The organism is Exiguobacterium sp. SL-9 (assembly GCF_004336985.1).
Classification (GTDB): domain Bacteria; phylum Bacillota; class Bacilli; order Exiguobacteriales; family Exiguobacteriaceae; genus Exiguobacterium.
Genome location: NZ_SJUO01000003.1, coordinates 190,111 through 209,672, shown reverse-complemented (window position 1 = coordinate 209,672; position 19,562 = coordinate 190,111). Strand labels below are relative to the sequence as shown.

General features: G+C 54.5%; 19 protein-coding genes. 7 read left to right on the top strand and 12 right to left on the bottom strand.

The features are described from left to right. The first annotated feature begins 129 nt into the window (after window positions 1-129). Window positions 130-1,659, top strand: coding sequence for a cardiolipin synthase (gene cls, locus EVJ34_RS09675; protein WP_131485451.1), 1,530 nt, complete (start codon window positions 130-132; stop codon window positions 1,657-1,659). Here the strand turns inward: cls and EVJ34_RS09670 are convergent. The 9 genes from EVJ34_RS09670 to ypfJ form a co-directional block, all read right to left on the bottom strand. Next, complete coding sequence (locus EVJ34_RS09670) at window positions 1,635-2,168, bottom strand: TVP38/TMEM64 family protein (RefSeq protein WP_131435768.1); 534 nt, start codon at window positions 2,166-2,168, stop codon at window positions 1,635-1,637. The genes cls and EVJ34_RS09670 overlap by 25 nt on opposite strands. A 59-nt stretch (window positions 2,169-2,227) precedes the next feature. Then, a complete protein-coding gene (locus tag EVJ34_RS09665; RefSeq protein WP_131485450.1) occupies window positions 2,228-3,490 on the bottom strand; it encodes a dicarboxylate/amino acid:cation symporter in 1,263 nt (420 codons plus the stop codon). Window positions 3,491-3,647: 157 nt separating this feature from the next. Next, complete coding sequence (locus tag EVJ34_RS09660) at window positions 3,648-4,151, bottom strand: YwhD family protein (RefSeq protein ID WP_131435772.1); 504 nt, start codon at window positions 4,149-4,151, stop codon at window positions 3,648-3,650. Between the two features lie 57 nt (window positions 4,152-4,208). Then, window positions 4,209-5,261 (bottom strand): DUF871 domain-containing protein, encoded by a 1,053-nt coding sequence (locus EVJ34_RS09655; protein ID WP_131485449.1) that lies wholly within the window; start codon window positions 5,259-5,261, stop codon window positions 4,209-4,211. 54 nt (window positions 5,262-5,315) lie between these two features. After that, window positions 5,316-6,689, bottom strand: a complete 1,374-nt coding sequence (locus EVJ34_RS09650) for a PTS transporter subunit EIIC (protein WP_131485448.1) — start codon at window positions 6,687-6,689, stop codon at window positions 5,316-5,318. Between the two features lie 12 nt (window positions 6,690-6,701). Next, entirely contained in the window at window positions 6,702-7,595 is an 894-nt protein-coding gene (gene murQ / locus EVJ34_RS09645; protein ID WP_131485447.1) for an N-acetylmuramic acid 6-phosphate etherase, read from the bottom strand. A 119-nt stretch (window positions 7,596-7,714) separates the two neighbouring features. Then, a complete protein-coding gene (locus EVJ34_RS09640; protein WP_131485446.1) occupies window positions 7,715-8,194 on the bottom strand; it encodes a GNAT family N-acetyltransferase in 480 nt (159 codons plus the stop codon). After that, on the bottom strand, window positions 8,191-9,039 hold the full coding sequence (locus EVJ34_RS09635; RefSeq protein ID WP_131435782.1) for a MurR/RpiR family transcriptional regulator: 849 nt from the start codon (window positions 9,037-9,039) through the stop codon (window positions 8,191-8,193). The genes EVJ34_RS09640 and EVJ34_RS09635 overlap by 4 nt, the downstream gene beginning before the upstream one ends. Before the next feature lie 108 nt (window positions 9,040-9,147). Further along, entirely contained in the window at window positions 9,148-10,002 is an 855-nt protein-coding gene (ypfJ, locus tag EVJ34_RS09630) for a KPN_02809 family neutral zinc metallopeptidase (RefSeq protein WP_131485445.1), read from the bottom strand. 164 nt (window positions 10,003-10,166) lie between these two features. Here ypfJ and EVJ34_RS09625 point away from each other — a divergent pair, with 164 nt between their 5' ends. After that, window positions 10,167-10,355, top strand: a complete 189-nt coding sequence (locus EVJ34_RS09625) for a 2-hydroxymuconate tautomerase (RefSeq protein ID WP_012727443.1) — start codon at window positions 10,167-10,169, stop codon at window positions 10,353-10,355. Between the two features lie 40 nt (window positions 10,356-10,395). Here the strand turns inward: EVJ34_RS09625 and EVJ34_RS09620 are convergent, their stop codons facing one another. Next, window positions 10,396-11,982: a Na/Pi cotransporter family protein gene (locus EVJ34_RS09620; protein WP_131485444.1), complete on the bottom strand. Its 1,587-nt coding sequence runs from the start codon at window positions 11,980-11,982 to the stop codon at window positions 10,396-10,398. A 23-nt stretch (window positions 11,983-12,005) separates the two neighbouring features. Then, window positions 12,006-13,301, bottom strand: coding sequence for an HD domain-containing protein (locus tag EVJ34_RS09615; protein WP_131435790.1), 1,296 nt, complete (start codon window positions 13,299-13,301; stop codon window positions 12,006-12,008). A gap of 100 nt (window positions 13,302-13,401) precedes the next feature. Here EVJ34_RS09615 and EVJ34_RS09610 point away from each other — a divergent pair, with 100 nt between their 5' ends. From EVJ34_RS09610 to EVJ34_RS09600, 3 genes are read left to right on the top strand one after another with little or no spacing between them, the layout of a single operon-like run. Beyond that, window positions 13,402-14,250, top strand: a complete 849-nt coding sequence (locus tag EVJ34_RS09610) for a lipoate--protein ligase family protein (protein ID WP_131485443.1) — start codon at window positions 13,402-13,404, stop codon at window positions 14,248-14,250. 4 nt (window positions 14,251-14,254) lie between these two features. Beyond that, window positions 14,255-15,100, top strand: a complete 846-nt coding sequence (locus tag EVJ34_RS09605) for a DegV family protein (protein ID WP_131485442.1) — start codon at window positions 14,255-14,257, stop codon at window positions 15,098-15,100. Further along, entirely contained in the window at window positions 15,100-15,447 is a 348-nt protein-coding gene (locus EVJ34_RS09600) for a hypothetical protein (RefSeq protein ID WP_131485441.1), read from the top strand. Before EVJ34_RS09605 ends, EVJ34_RS09600 begins: the two co-directional genes overlap by 1 nt. 40 nt (window positions 15,448-15,487) lie before the next feature. Here the strand turns inward: EVJ34_RS09600 and EVJ34_RS09595 are convergent, their stop codons facing one another. Beyond that, window positions 15,488-17,437, bottom strand: a complete 1,950-nt coding sequence (locus EVJ34_RS09595) for a glycoside hydrolase family 3 protein (protein ID WP_131485440.1) — start codon at window positions 17,435-17,437, stop codon at window positions 15,488-15,490. Between the two features lie 326 nt (window positions 17,438-17,763). Between EVJ34_RS09595 and lipA the strand changes: the two genes are divergently transcribed. Both lipA and EVJ34_RS09585 read left to right on the top strand, forming a co-directional pair. After that, the gene (gene lipA / locus EVJ34_RS09590) at window positions 17,764-18,663 is read left to right on the top strand and encodes a lipoyl synthase (protein WP_330857566.1); all 900 of its coding nucleotides are present in this window, start codon (window positions 17,764-17,766) and stop codon (window positions 18,661-18,663) included. An 18-nt stretch (window positions 18,664-18,681) separates the two neighbouring features. Continuing rightward, window positions 18,682-19,512, top strand: a complete 831-nt coding sequence (locus EVJ34_RS09585) for a lipoate--protein ligase family protein (protein WP_131485439.1) — start codon at window positions 18,682-18,684, stop codon at window positions 19,510-19,512. The last annotated feature ends 50 nt before the right edge of the window (window positions 19,513-19,562 follow it).

The window sequence follows — 19,562 nt, the reverse complement described above, 5'->3', positions numbered from 1 at the left end:
AACACCCCCTTTTTATGTTGTGTCGTACAGTACGGTTAATTCCCCTGCACTTCACGTTAAAACGTTTTTTAGGTTAAGAACGTGTAAACGGTGGAAAGAAATTAGAGATGATAACTGAACAGAAAGAAGGTGTACTGGTTGAAACGACGCGTCTTGCAACTCCTCATCATGATTGTACTCGGCATCTTCCTTCTTGGTTTGCTTTATTCGATTGATGGGCTCATCCCATTTTTAATTGGTGCCGCCATTCTCATTCCGCTCATTGTCGGTTGGCATATTTTGTTCGATCACGTGCAACCTCAGGCCAAACTTGCTTGGCTGCTCGCCGTCTTATTTCTCCCGTTCCTCGGCGCCCTCGCCTGGGTGCTATTCGGTCGAACACCACGACGGCACCGTCGCATCAAACGAACCTCGACCGAAATACGTTTGTTCCGGCAAGCAATTGAAGAAGAACGGATTGAGACGACAAACGACGTATCCGATCGTTTTCCGCTCACACGAACACTCGAGAAGCTCGGGGCGACTGGTGCGGATGGTCATACATCGACGAAACTACTCGTGAACGGTGAGGAAAAATTCGATGCTGTAATTAAAGACATCGAGCAAGCGACTCATCACATCCATGTCCAGTACTATCTGTTCCGGACCGATGAAATCTCACTGAAGATTCGCGACGCTTTAATCAAACGATCTAACGAGAACGTTACCGTCCGCTTTTTATATGACGGTCTCGGGAGTCAAGAGATTAGCGAAGCATTTCTCGAACCGCTCCGCGAGTCGCGTGTCCACGTCGAGGCGTTCGACCCGGTCGTTCACCCGCTCCTCGTCTTTAACGCCAACTTCCGCAACCATCAAAAGTTGATTGTCATCGACGGACAGATTGCTTACACCGGTGGATTGAATGTAGGAGATGAATATCTCGGTAGACATAAGAAACTTGGTTTTTGGCGTGACACCCATCTGCGCGTCGAAGGACCGCTCGTGCGAGAACTTCAGCGTTTATTCATCGAGAACTGGCTATACGCCGGACATGAGGAAGAGAGCGAAACGTGGGATTTGTTCGCCGACGACCAACATCTTCCGAAATACTTCATTCACGAGCCGCAAGACGGAAACGGGGCGACCCAACTGCTCGTCACATCACCGGGGAAAGACGTGACGATTCGAGACGGGCTCATGGCTCTATTGATGGAGGCGAAAGAATCGATTTGGATGACGACCCCTTACTTGATTCCGCCTCCCGAAATGCTCGCGCTGTTAGAAGTCGCCGGCAAGCGCGGCATCGACGTCCGGATCGTTGTCCCCGGAAAAGGAGACGAATGGTTCAGTTTCCATGCGACCGAGTATTATTTCGAGCAGCTGCTCAAACGCAACATCCGGATTTATAAATACAATCGTCATTTTATCCATGCCAAAACCGTCCTCATCGATGGCAAGATTGCGCTCGTTGGGACGGCTAACTTCGATTTTCGGAGCATGTATTTGAATCATGAGATGACGATTACCCAGTACGAGACGTCATCAGTCAAGAAACTTCAACAAGCGTTCTTGAAAGACTTTGACGAATCGATTCTCGTCGATTGGTCGACGCTTCGTAAGAAATCGAACGGTAAACGGTTCGTCGAGGCGTTCTGTCATATCTTCTCGCCACTTCTTTGAGACAAACGCCAAACGACGTATAGGACGGCGAGAACGGCGACGAGAACGAGCTGCCATCCGGTCGACACGGTCAGGACAGCCGTGACGGCAAGCGCCTCAATGAATAGCGCCGGTACTTTTCCGATGGTGCTCGCTACAGCGAACGAAGGGAGCGACATCCGACTGAACGCGGCCGACAGCGTGACGAGACCGGACGGCACGAACGGCAACAGCCGGAGACCGAGGACGAGGAACCAAGCCTCGACGCCTTCCGCCTCACGGAGACGCCGCAGCCGCTTCCCGTCCGGTGACGTATATCGATGAAGCGCCTTGCGATACAAAATGAAACTGAGCACAGCCCCGGCCGCCTCGCCGATGATGGAGACGGTGACACCCGGTCCGAACCCTAGCAGTTGCACGTTCAGCGCCGTCAAAAATGCGCTCGGAAGCACCCCGGCGACGGCGATGAGCGCATTTAACAAGATACTGATTACAATAAACAACGGGATTGGCAAAGCTGCCCATTCCATACATTTCCCTCACTTCAAGTGAAAAGGCTGGCCCATCAATTGACGGGTCAGCCTTTTGCTTATTTGGCTTCGACTTCATCCCACGCGTCTTCATCGACAGGTGGAAGGTGTTTCTCTTCAAGTTTCGAGACAACGACCGCGCATGTTGCGTCGCCGGTAATGTTGACCGACGTCCGGAGCATGTCGAGAATCCGGTCGACACCGATGATCAGGGCAATCCCTTCGACCGGTAAGTTGACCGACTGCAAGACGAGCGCGAGCATGATGAGCCCGACACCTGGTACGCCCGCCGTCCCGATTGAGGCGAGTACCGCCGTGATGACGACGGTCACCAGTTCAGTCATCGTCAAATCAGCCGCAAACACTTGCGCGATGAAAATCGTTGCGACCCCTTGCATGATGGCCGTCCCGTCCATGTTCACTGTCGCGCCGAGCGGCTGGACGAATGAAGAGATGGAACGTGGCACGCCGAGTTTTGTCTGGGCGAGCTCCATCGATACAGGAAGCGTCGCGTTCGAAGACGATGTCGAAAACGCGAGCGTGATCGCTTCGTAGAAGTTTTTAAAGAAGAAGACCGGACTCATCTTCCCGAGCAAGACGAGCGCCCCGCCGTAGACGATGACCGAGTGTAAAAATAGCGTCAAGACGACGGCGAACATATACCATGCCATCGCTTTGACAGCATCGAGTCCGATTCCGCCAATTGCCGAGGCAATCAACGCGAACGCACCGTATGGGGCGAGCTTCATGACTAAGTGAATCAAGTGCATCATGATGCGGTCGCCTTGTTTGACGAAACGGCGCCACGTCTTGGCCCGTTCGCCGAGCGCGATCATCGCGAATCCGATGAGTGCCGCAAAGACGATAATTTGAAGCATGTTCCCTTCGGCGAGCGCTTGAATTGGGTTCGTCGGAATCATGTTGACGAATGTCTGCACGATATTTGACGATTCCTCCGTCGATGTTGATTCAAATTCCAATCCAGTCGTCGGGAAATCACCACGCTCTCCCGGTTTGATGACCGAAGCGACACCCATCGCCAAGACGATGGCGAGCGCCGTCGTCGTCAAGAAGAAGAGGAGCGCCTTCGATCCGACCCGCCCGAGCTCTTTCGGGTCCCCAAGACCCATGACGCCGAGAATAATCGAGAAGAAGACGATCGGGACGACTAGCATTTTAATCAAATTTAAAAATACAGTACCGATTGGGGAAAGGATATACGTATTGACGACGTCGTATACGTTACCGGACAAACCGGCGAGCCCTAGCCCGACAACGACCCCTAAGGCGAGGCCAATTAAAATTTTCTTCGTTTCACTCATCGTGTCACCCTTTCTTTTTTGCACAGTGCGTTTAGTATAGCATAATGCTGAATATTCATACAATTACCGTAAAATCACAACATCATAACAAATTCATGTTCCCATCTTCCCTTGAACGAAAACAAAAAAGATTGGAGACCGAAACGGTCCAATCTTTTCACTCGGCATCGAGACGCGCAAGTTCGGTTTGAAGTTCGGTCGATTGCTCCCAAATCTCAGGACGATGTTCTTTCAAGAACGCAGCGAGCACGCTTCGTGACGGTGCGTCCATCATGTCAATCAGGATGCGTCCTTTGAGCGACTTATCCATCTGATTGACGTGGTATGGCAATAGCTTATAGCCACGCCGCGCCTCGAGGTCGATTGACATGTCGCATGCTGCGACACCGCCATAATAGAACCCTTCCGGCTTCCGTCCGACCGTGACCCAGACGATCCAGTACGGTTTCCCGTTCGGTACCGCTTCCGGGTCCGTTAAAAACTTGATGCGTTTTTCGATCGCCGATTTGGCATGCATGGCCCCCATATCGATGACCGCGGTCCCCGCCTCGACATCGATGATGACAGGAGACATATTGTTCAAACTGAGCGAACCGACCCCAAAGCCGCCATGGCCATCGGTCGAATCGTCAGCGACGATGTTAAAATTAATCTCTTTCATGGCATTCCCTCCCTCTCTACTGTACACAAAGACGAGGGAATGTGGCAATCCGGAACGTCAGCACCACTCGATTCGAAACTTCGTACCCGGTCCAATCGTTTGGATGAGCGGCCGGTCTGCCTCGATGACGCGCCCCAGGACGTTGACCCGTTCGTCTGCCACTAAATCGCGTTTCGTCACTTGCAGCTCACCAGCATAACGCCCATACTTCGCATTGTCGACTGTGACCGTCCCGAGCGGACGAGGTCTCGCTTCCATCGGTTCGAGCAAACGGTCCCCCGGGCGCCCATAGCCCCTCGATTCGACCGAGCGGATGACGTCGCGTGCGGGGTCCATCCGATTCGTCTGGACACGATAGAAAGCTGCCTCGATTGTCGTATCCGCCTCGGCTCGCAGAACGAGTATCTCGTCGGTGTGTGAGGCGAACTGTTCAATCGTCTCATCAGCGAGCCCCGGATCGCCGATTAAAATGCGGTCGACCGAATCAACAAGGTCCATGTAGCAGGCGAACGTCGACAACGGGCGATGGTCCTCGAGCGTCGGCAGCCGTTCGAACAGTGGCCCCCGGAGTGTCCCGTCGCCAGGAATGAATGCCTGGACGCTCAACCCTTGTCGCTTCAGCCAATCGTTCTTGGCATCGAACCAGTCTCGATCAAGTCCCGTCTCCGGACGCGGATAGAAATTGTGCCATGCCTCGACGTTGTCCGTCACGAGACCGTGACGCTTCATCTTTATGAGTTCCGCTTCAGACAGCGTGCTCGCGTTCAAGGCGACCGTCATCCGCCTCGACAAGTCGGCGACTTGTTTCGGGGTCACGCCGTAATCGACACGGAGTCCCGTCACGCCCCACTCGGTGAGCGTATGGGCATCGTCCCACGTCTTGCCGAGCGCGGCGAGCGACGTCGGTGCGATATCGGCGAACAGTTCCATGTCGAGTTCTTGTGCGAGCGCCCCGAGGTCACGAAGCCGTTCCGTATACACCGACGTGTCGTCCTCGGGAATATGCAGTGACGTGAACATCGAGGTGAAACCCATCTCGCGCATGCGTCCGACCCATGTTTTGAACTGTGGTGTGAGCGGTTCGCTCAAATAAACCGATAATCCTTTCATCAGAAAACCCTCCTCATCAAATGAAAAGGCGACTCCAAAGAGCCGCCTCGATTGTTAAATCCCGTCTGCCATTTCTTCTTTGAAGCCGAAGAAATACGTGAAGATGAAGCCAGCCGTATACGAAATGACAAGACCTGCAATGTACGTCAAGTACATGCCGTTGTCGATGAGCGGCGTGAGCGAGAGACCCGAGACCCCAATCCCGAGCGCTGCCGTCTTCATCGTCGCTTGGAAGGCACCACCGACCGCGGCTCCCATACAAGCCGTTAAGAACGGACGGCCAAGCGGGAGCGTGACCCCGTAAAGGAGTGGCTCGCCGATGCCGAGGAATCCGACCGGAATCGCCCCTTTGATGATGTTGCGGAGGCGTTGGTTGCGCGTCTTCACGAAAATCGCGAGCGCCGCACCGACTTGTCCAGCCCCAGCCATCGCCAAAATTGGTAAGAGTGCCGTGTTCCCGACCGTGTTGAGCAACTCCAAGTGAATCGGCGTGAGTCCGTGGTGCAACCCGACCATGACGAGTGGCAAGAAGAATCCAGCAAGGACAGCCCCTGCTACCGGTCCACCGACTTCAAGTACAGCGTTCAATCCTTGCATGATCCCGTCTGACAACACGCCTGCGACCGGCATGATCGCATAGAGCGCTGTGAAACCGACGACGAGGACCGTGAGAAGCGGTGTGAAGATGATATCGACTGCCGTCGGCATGAAGCGACGTACGTGTTTCTCGATGTAGGTCATGAGCCAAGCCGCAAAGATGACCCCGAACAATCCACCCCGCCCGACGACGAGCGGTTCCCCATAAATGGTGATGTCGGCGAGCATCGGGTTGAAGAGAATTCCCCCGGCGATGGCCCCGAGTACCGGCGTCCCGCCGAACTCTTTGGCCGTGTTCCACCCGACGAGGATGGCGAGATAGGCGAAGACCGTGCTACCGAGCAATAAGAGGATTTGCATCCACGTTTCGGTCGGGTCGACCCCGGCGTTCTTCGCGAAGTTGGCAGTCCCATTGATGATACCTGAAGCGACAAGTCCCGGAATGAGCGGGATAAAGATGTTCCCTAAGCGACGCAAGAAGCGCTTGAACGGCGACTTCTGTTTATCTTTCACTTTTTGACGTTCGATGGCCGCCCGTTCGTCCGGCGTCAAGTTCTCATCGACCGACTCTTCCCCAATCGCAAGACCCGTCTCACGGCTGAGGTGGTCCGCCACGCGGTTGACTGTCCCCGGACCAACGACGATTTGCAACGTCTCATCATCGATGACACCCATGACACCATCGATTTTTTTCAAAGCGGCGAGATCTGCTTTCGTCGGATCTTTGAGCGCCAAGCGCACACGTGTCATACAGTGCGCGAGTTGACGAATGTTATCTTTTCCCCCGACATGCTCGAGTATCGCATGTGCCAGAACCTCTTCTTTCTTCATCTCGAATCCCCCTTATAGTGCGTCACGGACAAATCCGTTCGCACGCTCTAATCGCTCGACTGCCTCCGCATGCGGGACATCGGCTAAAATCATGACGATCGCCGTCTTGACGTGCCCACCGGATGAATTGAAATAACGCGCGGCCGTCTGTTCGTCGACCCCTGTCGCTTCCGCAATCATCCGTTTGGCCCGTACTTCCAACTTCTCGTTCGTCGGTTGCACGTCGACCATCAAGTTTTGATACACTTTCCCTACCCCAATCATCGACGCCGTCGAGATCATGTTGAGGACGAGTTTTTGCGCCGTCCCTGCTTTCAAGCGCGTTGAACCGGTCAACACTTCAGGACCCGTCTCGACTTCGATCTTATATTCGGCGTGGTCGCTGATTTTTGATCCTTTGTTACATGATAACGCGGCTGTCGTCGCGCCGACTTCGCGGGCGTAATCGAGCCCGCCGATGACGTACGGTGTCCGGCCGCTCGCAGCAATCCCGATGACGGTGTCGAACGCATTCAAATGAAGCGCTTTCAAATCATTGACTGCCAAATCCTTGCTGTCTTCTGCCCCCTCGACGGCTTTAATCAACGCCCGCTCGCCTCCGGCGATGAGTCCGATGACCATGTCCGGTGACACACCGAACGTCGGCACACATTCTGCCGCATCCAAGATGCCGAGCCGTCCGCTCGTCCCTGCGCCGATATAAATCAAACGTCCGCCTTGTTTGAAGGATGCGATGGCACGCTTCGTCACTTCGGCAATGACCGATAGCTCTTCTTTAATGACGTGGGGGACCGATTGGTCTTCCTCGTTCATCACCGCGAGGAACTCCTCGACTGCCATCTCGTCCAAGTGCATCGTTCGTTTATTCCGTCTTTCAGTAGCCAGTTTGTCTAACATCGCCACCATCCTTTCTTCTCTCTGATTTCATTGTACTAAATTGAAATTGAAAATCAAACTTAATTATAAAAATAAAGAATTTAAATTTCATAAACAAATGACGATTTGTCCATTCCCACAGAAAAAGCTCAGCCCCTATCGGACCGAGCCTTTCCTTCAACGATTTTTTTCATCACATGGACACGGTCGCCCCGTGTCGTGACGGAACCTTTTTCATATACATAACCTTGCCGTTCCCAAAAGCGGCGTGCCCGCTCATTGTGAGGTAAGACTCCGAGTCGAAACACCGTCTGGAACGGACGCATGTACACGTGTTCGAGCTGTTCATACAAACGCGTCGCAATCCCGGTGCCATACAACCGCTCATCGACCATAAACAGCCCGAGCCAAAGCGACCCGTCGACCGGATGTTGCTTCAATAGATCAGCGACCGCGATGATGCCCCGCTCTTCAAAGACGAGACTGACTGTCCCATCCGCTTCAAAGTCGGTCAAATTCTCATCTCGAAACGCTTCCGGGGTCTGCCTGTTCAAGCTCGCGAACACCCGTTGCCGCAAGAGGAATTCTCCGACGTCCTCGCGCCTACTCTCATCGTAAGGATGAATCATCGGCGCAATTTCACCATCTCATCACGCGCTTCAGCATAGCGGTCAATCAATCCCTCGCCTTTTCGGTGCAACAGACCCATATAAAGCGTGTCGATGATTGTCAACTGCGTCATCCTCGACGCGATGCTCGCGATGCGGAAATCACGTTCGACGCTCGGCGTGCATAGTCGGACGTCCGCCTCTCGATAGAGCGGAGATTTATCGAGGTCCGTGATGGCGACGACCGGTACCCCTTTCTTCTTGGCGAAGCGGACGAGCTCGAGCACGTCTTTCGTCCGTCCCGAGGTGCTGATGGCGACGAATACGTCAGTCGGTCCGAGGTGCGGGATAAGGGACAACATGTAATGGAAATCTTGCGACGTCTGCGCCGCATAACCGAGCTTCGTGAATTTGTATTGGGCGTCGTACGCCGCCGTCGACGAGCCACCGACCCCATAAAACACGACCCGCGTGGCCCGGGCGAACGTATCGATCGCATGCTCGAGCTCGCGTTTGTCCATCGCCTCGGCGCACGCCTCAATCGCCATCTTGTTCACGTGGATGACTTTTTGGAACGAGTCATATGGTGTGTCTTTGTGTTGCAACACGTTGAAGTCAGTGAGCGTCGTCTCGGTAATTGCCAAATCTTTGACGAGGGCGAGCTTGAACGCCTTAAAGCTGTCGATGCCGACGACGCGGGCGAAGCGGACGATACTCGCTTCTGATACGTCCGTCTTTTGAGCGAGCTCTTTCGTCGTCATGTTCGGAACGAGCGTCGAGTGGGTCAAAATATAGTCTGCGATTTTCTTCTCCACAGACGTCATCTCACTTTTAGCGAGTTCGATTTTTTTGAGTAAGGATTCCATCGGGTCATCCCCTTCCTACTTCTAGTTTCTGTTTCCATGATAGCGGATTCTTTCTTCACAAGCCAACTTGGATATGAAAAAAGGCCAAGCCGAAGCCTGACCGCATCGTTATAAGTTGTTCGAATTGAACGTATCGCCGCCTTGAATCGTCCCGTTTTGGAACCCTTTGTCGAACCAGCGTTTCCGCTGCTCAGACGTCCCGTGGGTGAACGAGTCCGGTGTCACATAGCCGCGTGCCTGTTTTTGAAGCGTGTCATCCCCGATTTGGTGCGCCGCGTTCATCGCCTCTTCGACGTCGCCGGCCTCAAGATAACCCATCCCTTGGGCGTGGTAGGCCCAGACGCCTGCATAATAATCGGCCTGAAGTTCGAAGCGGACCAAATATTTGTTGAACTGCGTCTCACTCATCTCGTTTCGGAGCGGCATGATCTCGTCCGTCGTGCCGAGCAACGTCTGGACGTGGTGACCGACCTCGTGGGCGACGACGTACGCCATCGCGAAGTCACCCGGTGCGTTGAACTGTTGACTCAAGTCATCATAGAAACTTAAATCGATGTATAGTTTTTGGTCACCCGGACAGTAGAACGGTCCGACCGCTGATCCCGCGATGCCGCAAGCCGATTCGACTTGATCTTTATAGATGACGAGCGTCGGCTCCCGATACGTCAATCCGTTTTCCGCAAAAATATCAGTCCACACTTCTTCGGTATCTCTTAGCACGACCGACACGAAGTCCGCCATCTCTTCTTCCCGCGCCGAGCCTTCATACGTCTCGGACGATTGTGGCTCGCCAATCCCGATATTGTTGACGATGTCTGCCGGATTGCCCCCGTTGAGCAATGTGAAGACGATGACCAAGATGAGACCGAAGCCCCCGCCAATCCCTGCGATCCCTTTCCCTCCGACACGTTGCCCCCGTCGATCTTCGACGTTTCGACTTGCTTGTCTGCCCTTCCATTTCATGCACCTGTTCCTCCTACGACTAGTCTGTCTTGTTCCTTACCCCGTTTTCACATATTTCGCACCTGCAAATTTATATGACCCCGTGTACGGATTCGACTTTATTCTTCCCAGTCTGTCCGTCTTTCACTAAAATGAAAGAGAACGAACTAAAAGGAGGAAATGTGATGCCATACGTAACGGTTAAAATGCTCCCAGGCCGCACGGTCGAACAAAAACGTGCGTTGATTGAAAAAGTGACGGACGCCGTCTCGGAGACGACGAACGCACCGAAAGAAAACATCACCGTCTTCATCGAAGAGATGGACGCGACGCACTACGGCCAAGCCGGTGTCATGCACGCGGATAAGAAGTAAACATAACGACCGCCCTTCCATCTCGGAGGGCGGTCGTTATTTAGTCTTCCAAATTCACTTCAAACCGCTCGCTCGGGACGGTCGGTTTAATGAGATGACGTGTCGCCCGCCAAATGTGATAGCCGATCCGGTCGAGCCAGAGGAGGGCCTGCACTTTTTGAATCGTCTGGTCCATCTCGAGCTGATTGGCCGCTGTCTCCTCGAGTAATTCGGCCCGGTGCGCCTTGCGATATTCGGCGAGTTGTTTCGAGGCGAGCTTCCACTGCCGGGAGTCTTCCGGGGGCGTGTGATGATTGAGCGTCTCCACCATGTCGAGTTCATGTAAGACGAGTTGGCGCGCGACCAGGAAGTCCGTATCACGGAGGGCGTCGACCGGGTCGACTTCTCGCATGACGAACAGCCACCGCTCCAAATGGTCAATCGTATGAAGCAGTGACACATGTTGTCCGTAGTCGTTGCGTCCTTGCCCTTCTTCCAATTGAACCATGCTCAAAAAGACACGGACGTCCCCGAGCGTCTTCTCGACGAGTTGCAGTTCATCATCGCGCTTCCGTCCTTCCGCGAGCAACAGTCGCGTCTCTTTGCCGAGATAGCGCTCAATCTCGATTAACGAGCGCCGGGCCGCCTCGAGTGCGACCGTCGGGATGCGGGCCATATTCGGGTTCAAAAAACGAGTCAGCTTCTCCGCCCGGCTCGGGACCCATTTGAGTAATCGGCGGCTAAACGCCTCATGGAACGGTAAGAACGTGAACACGCCGAGCAGATGGAACGACGTGTGAAACAAAGCGAGTCGCAACAGTTCGTTCCAATTGAGACGGTCGGCCACGCCGTTCACGACGCCGAACAAGAGCGGAAAGGTCAGCCAGCCGATGAGTAAAATTGAACCATGGACGAGCACGTGCGCCAACACGATGCGACGAGCCGACTTCCAGCCCCCGATTGACCCGAGCGCGACGACGAGACTCGTCCCGGCACTTTGGCCAAGGACAAGCAGACAGGCTTGGGCGAGTGTCACCGTATCGGTCGCGAGCGCCGTCATCGTCAAAACGAGACCGATGCTCGAAGATTGCAACAGGACGGTCATCAACAGGCCTGTGCCGAGGAGCGCTAGCTGGTGGAGTGGCGTATCCGTATCCCATCCAGTGAACGAGAACGTAACGACTTCGCGCATCGCCTCCTGGAGCGTTCCGATGCCGACGAAAATGAGTCCGAGTCCGACCATGAGCATGCCGATGCGTTTGACGCGCCGTCCGATTAACCGAAGCGCCATGCCGACTCCGATGAGCGGAAGCAATAGTTCACGGATGTCGACGTTATAACCTAAGAGCGCCACAATCCATCCGGTCGTCGCGCTACCGGCATTCGCCCCGATGACGAGCGTGAGTGCTTGGGTGAACGTCAACAGACCAGCGCTGACGAAACTGATTGTCATGAGCGTCGTCACGGTCGATGACTGGAAGAGTGCCGTCATTGTGGCCCCGAGAAACGCACCTGACAACGGTCCCTCTGCCAACAGGTTCAAGCGTTGCCGGAGCCTTTCCCCGGCCATGTTTTTCAACGTATCCGTCAACAGCATCATCCCGAGTAGGAAGATGCCGACCCCACCGACCAATGTCCCGATCCCCATGGTGTCACTTCCTTTTCAACGATTCAATCGCCCCGTAACGTTGACAACATCCACGTCTTTTCTGACGCATAATTTTTTAAGTTGAGCAGTACGTCCTCCGGATAATAGATTTTCTCATCAGACTGTCGTGAGTTCAAAATCGATTGGACGAGCATCGACACTTCCGAAATCTCTCGGCGATCGCCATCATTCATTTTGAGGTAAATGCCTTCATATTTCCCATGCCCTTTATACAAATCGTATGGCAATTGGCTGAGCTGGTCCTCGAGCAAATAGTAGCGGGTCGGCAAGCCGATCGACTCCATCGTCGAACGAAGACGGTCCATATAACGGACACGGTTCGCTTCCGGGAAGTTCTTATATTTCAACAGACGTCGGTTGACGAAGCGGCTCGCGAGGTCGGCCAAAATCGGATCGGACTCATCCATCCATTCTTGGAAATAGAAATAGACGATCGTCTCATCGAGCTTTAAGTAGTGTTCGAGCGACATATCCTCATGATTGAAGATCGGCAAGAAGTGCTTCGGAATCATCTCGAAAACGTAGCCCGACTCGTACAGTTCTTGCGCCCGTTCGAGCACGGCTTTAAGCAACAAGTCACTCGATCGTGTCGCCGGATGCAAGTACACTTGCCAATACATCTGATAGCGTCGCATGATATAGTCTTCAATCGTATGCATCCCCGACTGTTTGACGACGACTTGGTCTTCGTCTGGACGTAACACCCGTAGCATCCGCTCAAGATCGAACTTCCCGTAACTGACGCCGGCGAAATGGGCGTCGCGTAGCAGGTAGTCCATCCGGTCGACATCGAGTTGCGAACTGAGAATGTTGACGAGCAGACGGTTCGGATGCGTCTTATTGATGATGGCCGCGACTTCTTCCGGGAAACCGACACCCATCTCCGACAGCACTTTGTTCACTTCCGTGTCACCGAGGATGATTCGTTCGGTCCACACCTCGTGACGGACGGCGAAGACGTGCTCGAACGCGTGTGAGAACGGACCGTGCCCGACATCGTGCAGGAGTGCCGCCGCCAGCAACAACTCACGGTTGCGATCGTCCCACTCCGGATACTCATGGAACTGATCGATCAGCTGCCGAGCGATTTCATACACGCCGAGTGAATGATGGAACCGCGTATGCTCGGCGCCATGGAACGTCAAAAACGACGTCCCGAGCTGTTTGATGCGCCGCAACCGTTGAAACTCTTTCGTATTGATCAATTCCCAGACGAGATGATCATAGACGTATATATAACGGTGAACCGGATCTTTGAACACTTTCGAGCCTGACAATTGACCTCGTGACGTATACATGACGTTGCCCCCTACATTTCATTATTGATTGGATTCGACTTCTAACGCGTGGTTCCTCCCATGCTATAATGGGGAGGAAATTATTTAGTGAAAAGGAAATATGTATATGACCCATCCATTATTGCAACAACCGACCTATCGTGTCATCGATCAGTCATCGCTCGGTCCCGCGTTTCAAGCCGAGCAATCGTTCGCGACGGACGATACGCTCTGTGCGTCGACCGCGACGTCAGGTGCCGTCCTCAGAGCCTGGGTTCATCTCAACACGGTCGTGCTCGGGATTCAAGACGCTCGTCTGCCCCACTTGGCAGACGGCATCCGTTTGCTTCATGAGCACGGATTCCGCCCTGTCGTCCGTAATTCAGGAGGACTGGCCGTCGTCTTGGACGCGGACGTGTTGAACTTATCTTTGATTTTACCCGAGAGAGACGGGATTCAAATCGATAGCGGCTACGAGGCGATGACGTCACTCATTCAACTCATGTTCCAAGACGTGACGACCGACATCGTGCCTGGCGAAATCGTCGGCTCCTACTGCCCGGGTAGCTTCGATTTATCGATTGACGGGAAAAAGTTCGCCGGTATCTCACAGCGACGCGTCCGTGGCGGCGTCGCCGTCCAAATCTACTTGAGCGTCCGCAAGAGCGGCAGCGACCGCGCCGCGCTCATCCGTGACTTTTATACGCAAGCCATCCAAGGCGAAGCGACACGGTTCACTTATCCCGAAATCGTCCCTGAGACGATGGCGTCGCTCGAGGACTTGCTTGGAATCCCGCTCACGGTCGATGACGTGCTGCGACGCGCCTATACCGTCCTGAACGGCGTGAGCCGACTCATTCCGGGCACACTCGATGCGGACGAACAAGCGACGCTCGCGACCCAGCTCGACCGGATGTGGAAGCGCAACGAACCGATCCGTGACATTGAACACCAACTAGCAGAGGAGTGAATGCATGTTTAAAATCATAACTGACACCGGCGCCGATTTGACCCAAGACCAGGTCATCGAGTACGGTCTCGAACTGTTACCGCTCGGTGTCGTCATCGACAACGAGGAATTTTTAGACGGGGAAACGATCCAACCGAAAGATGTATACGATGCGATGCGTGCCGGGAAAACGCCGAAGACGTTCCAAATCGAGACGACCCGGATCGAACAATGCTTCCGTCAACATCTCGAATCGGAGATCCCATTCCTGTATCTCGCTTTCTCTGGTGAGCTTTCAGGCACCTATCAGACGGCCGTCATGGTCGGAAACCTACTTAAAGAAGAATACCCGAACAGCACGTTCCATATTCTTGATACGCGCGCCGCCTCGGTCGGACAAGGGTTGTTCGTCAAGACGGTCGCCGAGTATGGCCAAGACCACTCGTATGAAGAGACGGTCGCCTACGCGACGTCACTTGTCGGCAAAATCCGTCATTTGTTCACGGTCGAATCACTCGAATATTTGATGCGCGGCGGTCGCGTCTCGAAAGCGAGCGCGTTCATCGGTGACTTGTTGACCATTTTACCGCTCCTCACGGTCGAAGACGGCAAACTCGTCCCAATCGAAAAGGTTCGCGGACATAAAAAAGTGATGCGCCGCATCGCGGAGTGGATGACCGAATCGAAGCCACTCGTCGAGGGTGGACACGTCTTCATCGGTCACGGCGATGACCCGGTCAAAGCCGACCAGTTCGAGGCGTTGCTTCGGCAGCACGTGAATCCGGCGAGCGTCACGAAGACGATTGTCGGATCGGCCATCGGAGCGCACACCGGTCCGGGCCTTCTTGTCGTCGGTTATTTTGAGGCGTGATGAAACGACGCGTTTGGCTCACGACGGGATTACTCCTGCTGATTGGAGCATATACGTTGTTTCACATCGATGAAGCCCATAAACGACAATTTCTTCAAAACTATTTGCAGGAACATCATGCACTGTCTGATTCGTCTTATTCATCGCATGCCAGTATCACTCAATTCGGTACCATGTTCCATGTCACGTTCAATGATGAACCGGACGTCATGTACGACTTTTTTGTCAAACGACGCGATGGTGTCATGCATGTCGTTTACAGTTTTAACTTGGAACAAGGACACGGTCTCCGCGATCGCGAGTTCGAAACCGTCAACTACGCCATCCTTGATACGTTATTCAAATGAAAAACCGCGAGCACCCTTATGGGGCGCTCGCGGTTTTTGTTTACTTGTTCCAGTTGCGGAATCCGTCACCAAACTCGAGGTGCAAGTCGTCACCGAACGCGCCGTTCTCGAACGTCGGTACGTCGACCGGGAGTTTGCCCGTCGGTTTCACTTCACCGAAGATGGCGCGAATGCCGGCCGGGAGGTTCGGTCCTGCCGATTTGGCATTGCCTGCCTCTGAGTCCGGTCCATTCGGATCACCTTTGAACCCGTAGATGAGGAGCTGGGCCGGTGCGTCCGGTTGAACGGCCACATCGTAAGGGTTGCGCAAACTGAGCAAGACTGACTTCTTGCCCGTCTCGTTCGCGTAACGGAACACTTCGGCCGGTACGTAGTGATCAGCCGACGTCGATTTCAGCTTGGCGCTGTTGTTCACGTTCGAGCCGACGATGATATAGTCGGCCGCGTCGAGTTTTTCTTTCAATGCCGGGTTTTGATCCAAGTGCTTCGTCGATGCCGTATAGTTCGCGGCGATGACGTTCACGTCTTTCATATTGCCGGCGTTCTTCTCGAGCGACTTAATCGTCTTGATCATGCTGTCCGTCTGGTCTTTCGCCGGTGACAAGACGAGGACCGTCTCGCCTTTTTTCGGTTTGAACGGAAGCGTCTTGTCGTCGTTTTTCACGAGCGTGACCGCCGCCTCGGCGATCTCACGTTCTTTCGCTTTATGCTCGGCACTGCCGACGACCGCTTTCGCCTCAGCGAGTTTCGCCTCGAGCGTCGTCGTGTCGACCAACTCATCCCAAATACCGCGTTTCGCTTTGAGCGTCAAAATGCGCTCGACCGCTGCATCAATCTTGTCTTCTGACAGGCGTCCGTCTTCGACGGCCGCGATGACATCGTCAAAGATCGTCTCGAGTTTCACGACGTCCGCGTTCGACCGTAAGATCGTCGGCATGAGGGCGATATCGACACCCGCCTCGAACGTTTTGATGACCGCTTCCGCTTCTGTGAAGTTGTCGGCGATCGCTTGCATGTTCAAGGCGTCCGTGACGACGATGCCTTCATAGCCCATCTCTTCACGCAAGACGCCGGTGATGACATCGTCTGACAACGTCGCCGGTAGCGGGAACGTGCCGCGTGGTGAGTTGACGACCTCATCCTCGATTTGTGGCATGCCGATGTGTGCCGTCATAATCATATCGATGCCTTCAGTGATGGCCCGTTTGAACGGCAATAACTCGAGGCCTCGCAAGTCTTCGAGTGATTTGTCGACGATCGGGAGTCCGTAATGCGAGTCGACCGCCGTGTCACCATGACCCGGGAAGTGTTTCGCCGTCGCGGCGACGCCCTGGTCTTGAATGCCTTGCGTCATCGCCGAGCCGAGCTCGCCGACGAGTTCCGGGTCGCTCGAGAACGAGCGCACGCCGATAACCGGGTTGGCCGGGTTGTTGTTGACGTCCAATACCGGACCGAAGTTGACGTTCACCCCGAGCGCGTTCAACTCCGAACCGATGATATTCCCCGCGTCATAGGCGTACTGGCTGCTCCGGGTCGCCCCGAGCGCCATGTTTCCCGGCAAGTTCGTACCTGTCCCGAGCCGTGTCACAATCCCACCCTCTTGGTCGATCGTGATGAACAATGGAATATCGTTGCTTTCATCTTGTTTGATGACTTCTTGGAGGTCGTGGACGAGTTTCGTCGTCTGTTCGGTCTCGGTCACGTTTTCCGCGAACAAGATGACACCCCCGAGATCAAACCGATCGATGACACGCGCCACGTCTGGTGCGAGAGCCGTATGGTTTGCCCCGTTCCATAATCGGAAGTCTGGCATGATCATTTGACCGAGCTTCTGTTCAAGCGTCATCGATTCGAGCTTCGTATCGACACGCTGTTCAATCGACGGTGCCGGCGTCTCCTCTGCCACGACCGCGTTCGCCATCGGGACCGATGAGACGAGTAATGCTGTCGTTAGCCCCAGTGTCGCCGTCCAGTTCAGTGCTTTGTTCATGTTCCCCACTCCTTTTTTGAAAGTTTCCCCGACCCCCAAACAAAAAGGCATGGAGGAAGAAGCGTTGCCTCACCAACGCTCGTTCACCCCATGCCTGATCGTATCAGTCACATATGGTCCTTATTCAGGTGGTCAACGTCAGTATAACAATTCAAAAAATGGGAAACAACACTTCACATGAAAGCGTAACCATTTTGAAATATATATTCTGTTTTGACACACAACCAAACTGTATTGGCAAAGCCAATAATTTCGCTGGTTCGAATTCGTCCTCATCTTTGGTAAACTCTTTTTGTTAGGGGTTAACTTTCAAAAAGGGGGAAATCATCTTGGCACGAGGGGAACTGAAACGAAAGCCGGAGTGGTTAAAGATTAAACTGAACACGAACGAGACATATACCGGTCTCAAAAACATGATGCGCGAGAAAAATCTACATACGGTCTGTGAGGAAGCAAAATGTCCGAACATCCATGAATGCTGGGCCGTCCGCCGCACCGCAACGTTCATGATTCTCGGGAGCATCTGCACCCGCGCTTGCCGCTTCTGCGCGGTCACGACGGGCAAGCCGAATGAACTCGACTGGGAAGAACCGAAACGCGTCGCCGAGTCGGTCCGCCTCATGAACTTGAAGCACGTCGTCATCACGGCCGTCGCCCGCGACGACTTGAGCGACTACGGGGCGACCGTATTCGCCGAGACGGTCCGCGCCGTCCGTTCCATGAATCCGGAGACGTCGATCGAAGTGCTCCCGTCCGATATGATGGGTGACTTCTCGGCGCTCCAGACGCTGATCGATGCCGGCCCGGACATCATGAACCATAATTTGGAGACGGTCCGCCGCTTGACGCCGAGAGTTCGGGCGAAAGCGACGTACGATCGGACGCTTGAGTTTTTAAAACGGTCGAAAGAGCTGAACCCGGACATCCCGACGAAGTCGTCGATCATGGTCGGACTTGGCGAGACACGCGAAGAGTTGATTGAAGCGATGGACGATCTCCGGGCCCATCATGTCGATATTCTTACGCTCGGTCAATATTTACAGCCGACGAAGAAGCACCTCGACGTCGAGCGCTACTACCATCCAGATGAGTTCGCCGAGCTAAAAGAGATTGCCTTGTCTAAAGGGTTCTCGCACTGCGAGGCCGGACCGCTCGTACGTTCTTCATATCACGCGGACGAACAAGTCCACAAGGCGCGTCGTCATACGATGTTGCCAATCGACTAAGAGAAAGAAGAGACGTTTATGATTGGAACGACATGGCATTTGCTTCACACCGCCCCGCTGTCCCCGGCCGAGAATATGGCCATCGATGAGGCCATCGCCGGCTGGGTCGCGCGCGGTGACGTAAAACCGACACTCCGCTTTTACGCTTGGACCCCGCACGCCATCAGCGTCGGGCGCTTCCAACGGGCGACGCGCGATCTCGACCGCGACGCGCTCGCCTTGAATGGCATCCCGGTCGTCCGCCGTTTGACCGGTGGGCGGGCCGTTCTGCACGCGGACGAGCTGACGTATAGCGTCATCTTGCCTGAAACGATGCCCTCTTTGCCGACGAACGTCATCGAGAGCTATCGCCTCCTGACCGAAGGGGTGCGCCGTGGCTACCACGCGCTCGGCGTCCCGGCCGAGTTCTCAGTGCCGCTGACCGAGGCAGACCGCGAAGCGCTCCGGAAGCCGAAGTCGGCCGTCTGCTTCGACGCCGCTTCGTATTACGAGCTCGCCGTCAACGGAAAAAAGATTGCCGGGAGCGCCCAGGTGCGCCACCAAGGCGCCGTTTTGCAGCACGGGTCGATCCCGTTGTCAATCGATGATGACGTCCTGTTCGACTGCTTCAATCTCGAGGCCGATGAAAAGGCGGAGGCGAAGGCGCGCTTCGGGGACAAGGCCGTCTCCTTGAACGAGACGCTCGGTCGACCGGTCGCCTTCGACGAGGTCGCCGCGGCGTTCACAGACGGATTCCGCGACGCGTTCGATTTGACGTTCGAACCGCTGACGTTCACCGAGGACCAGCAAGAAGAGATTCGTCAGCTCGTCACCAAATACGAGAGTGACGACTGGGTCTGGAAACGTTGAATCAACAAAACACCCGGTTGAAGAGAGGATCACCTCACTTCAACCGGGTG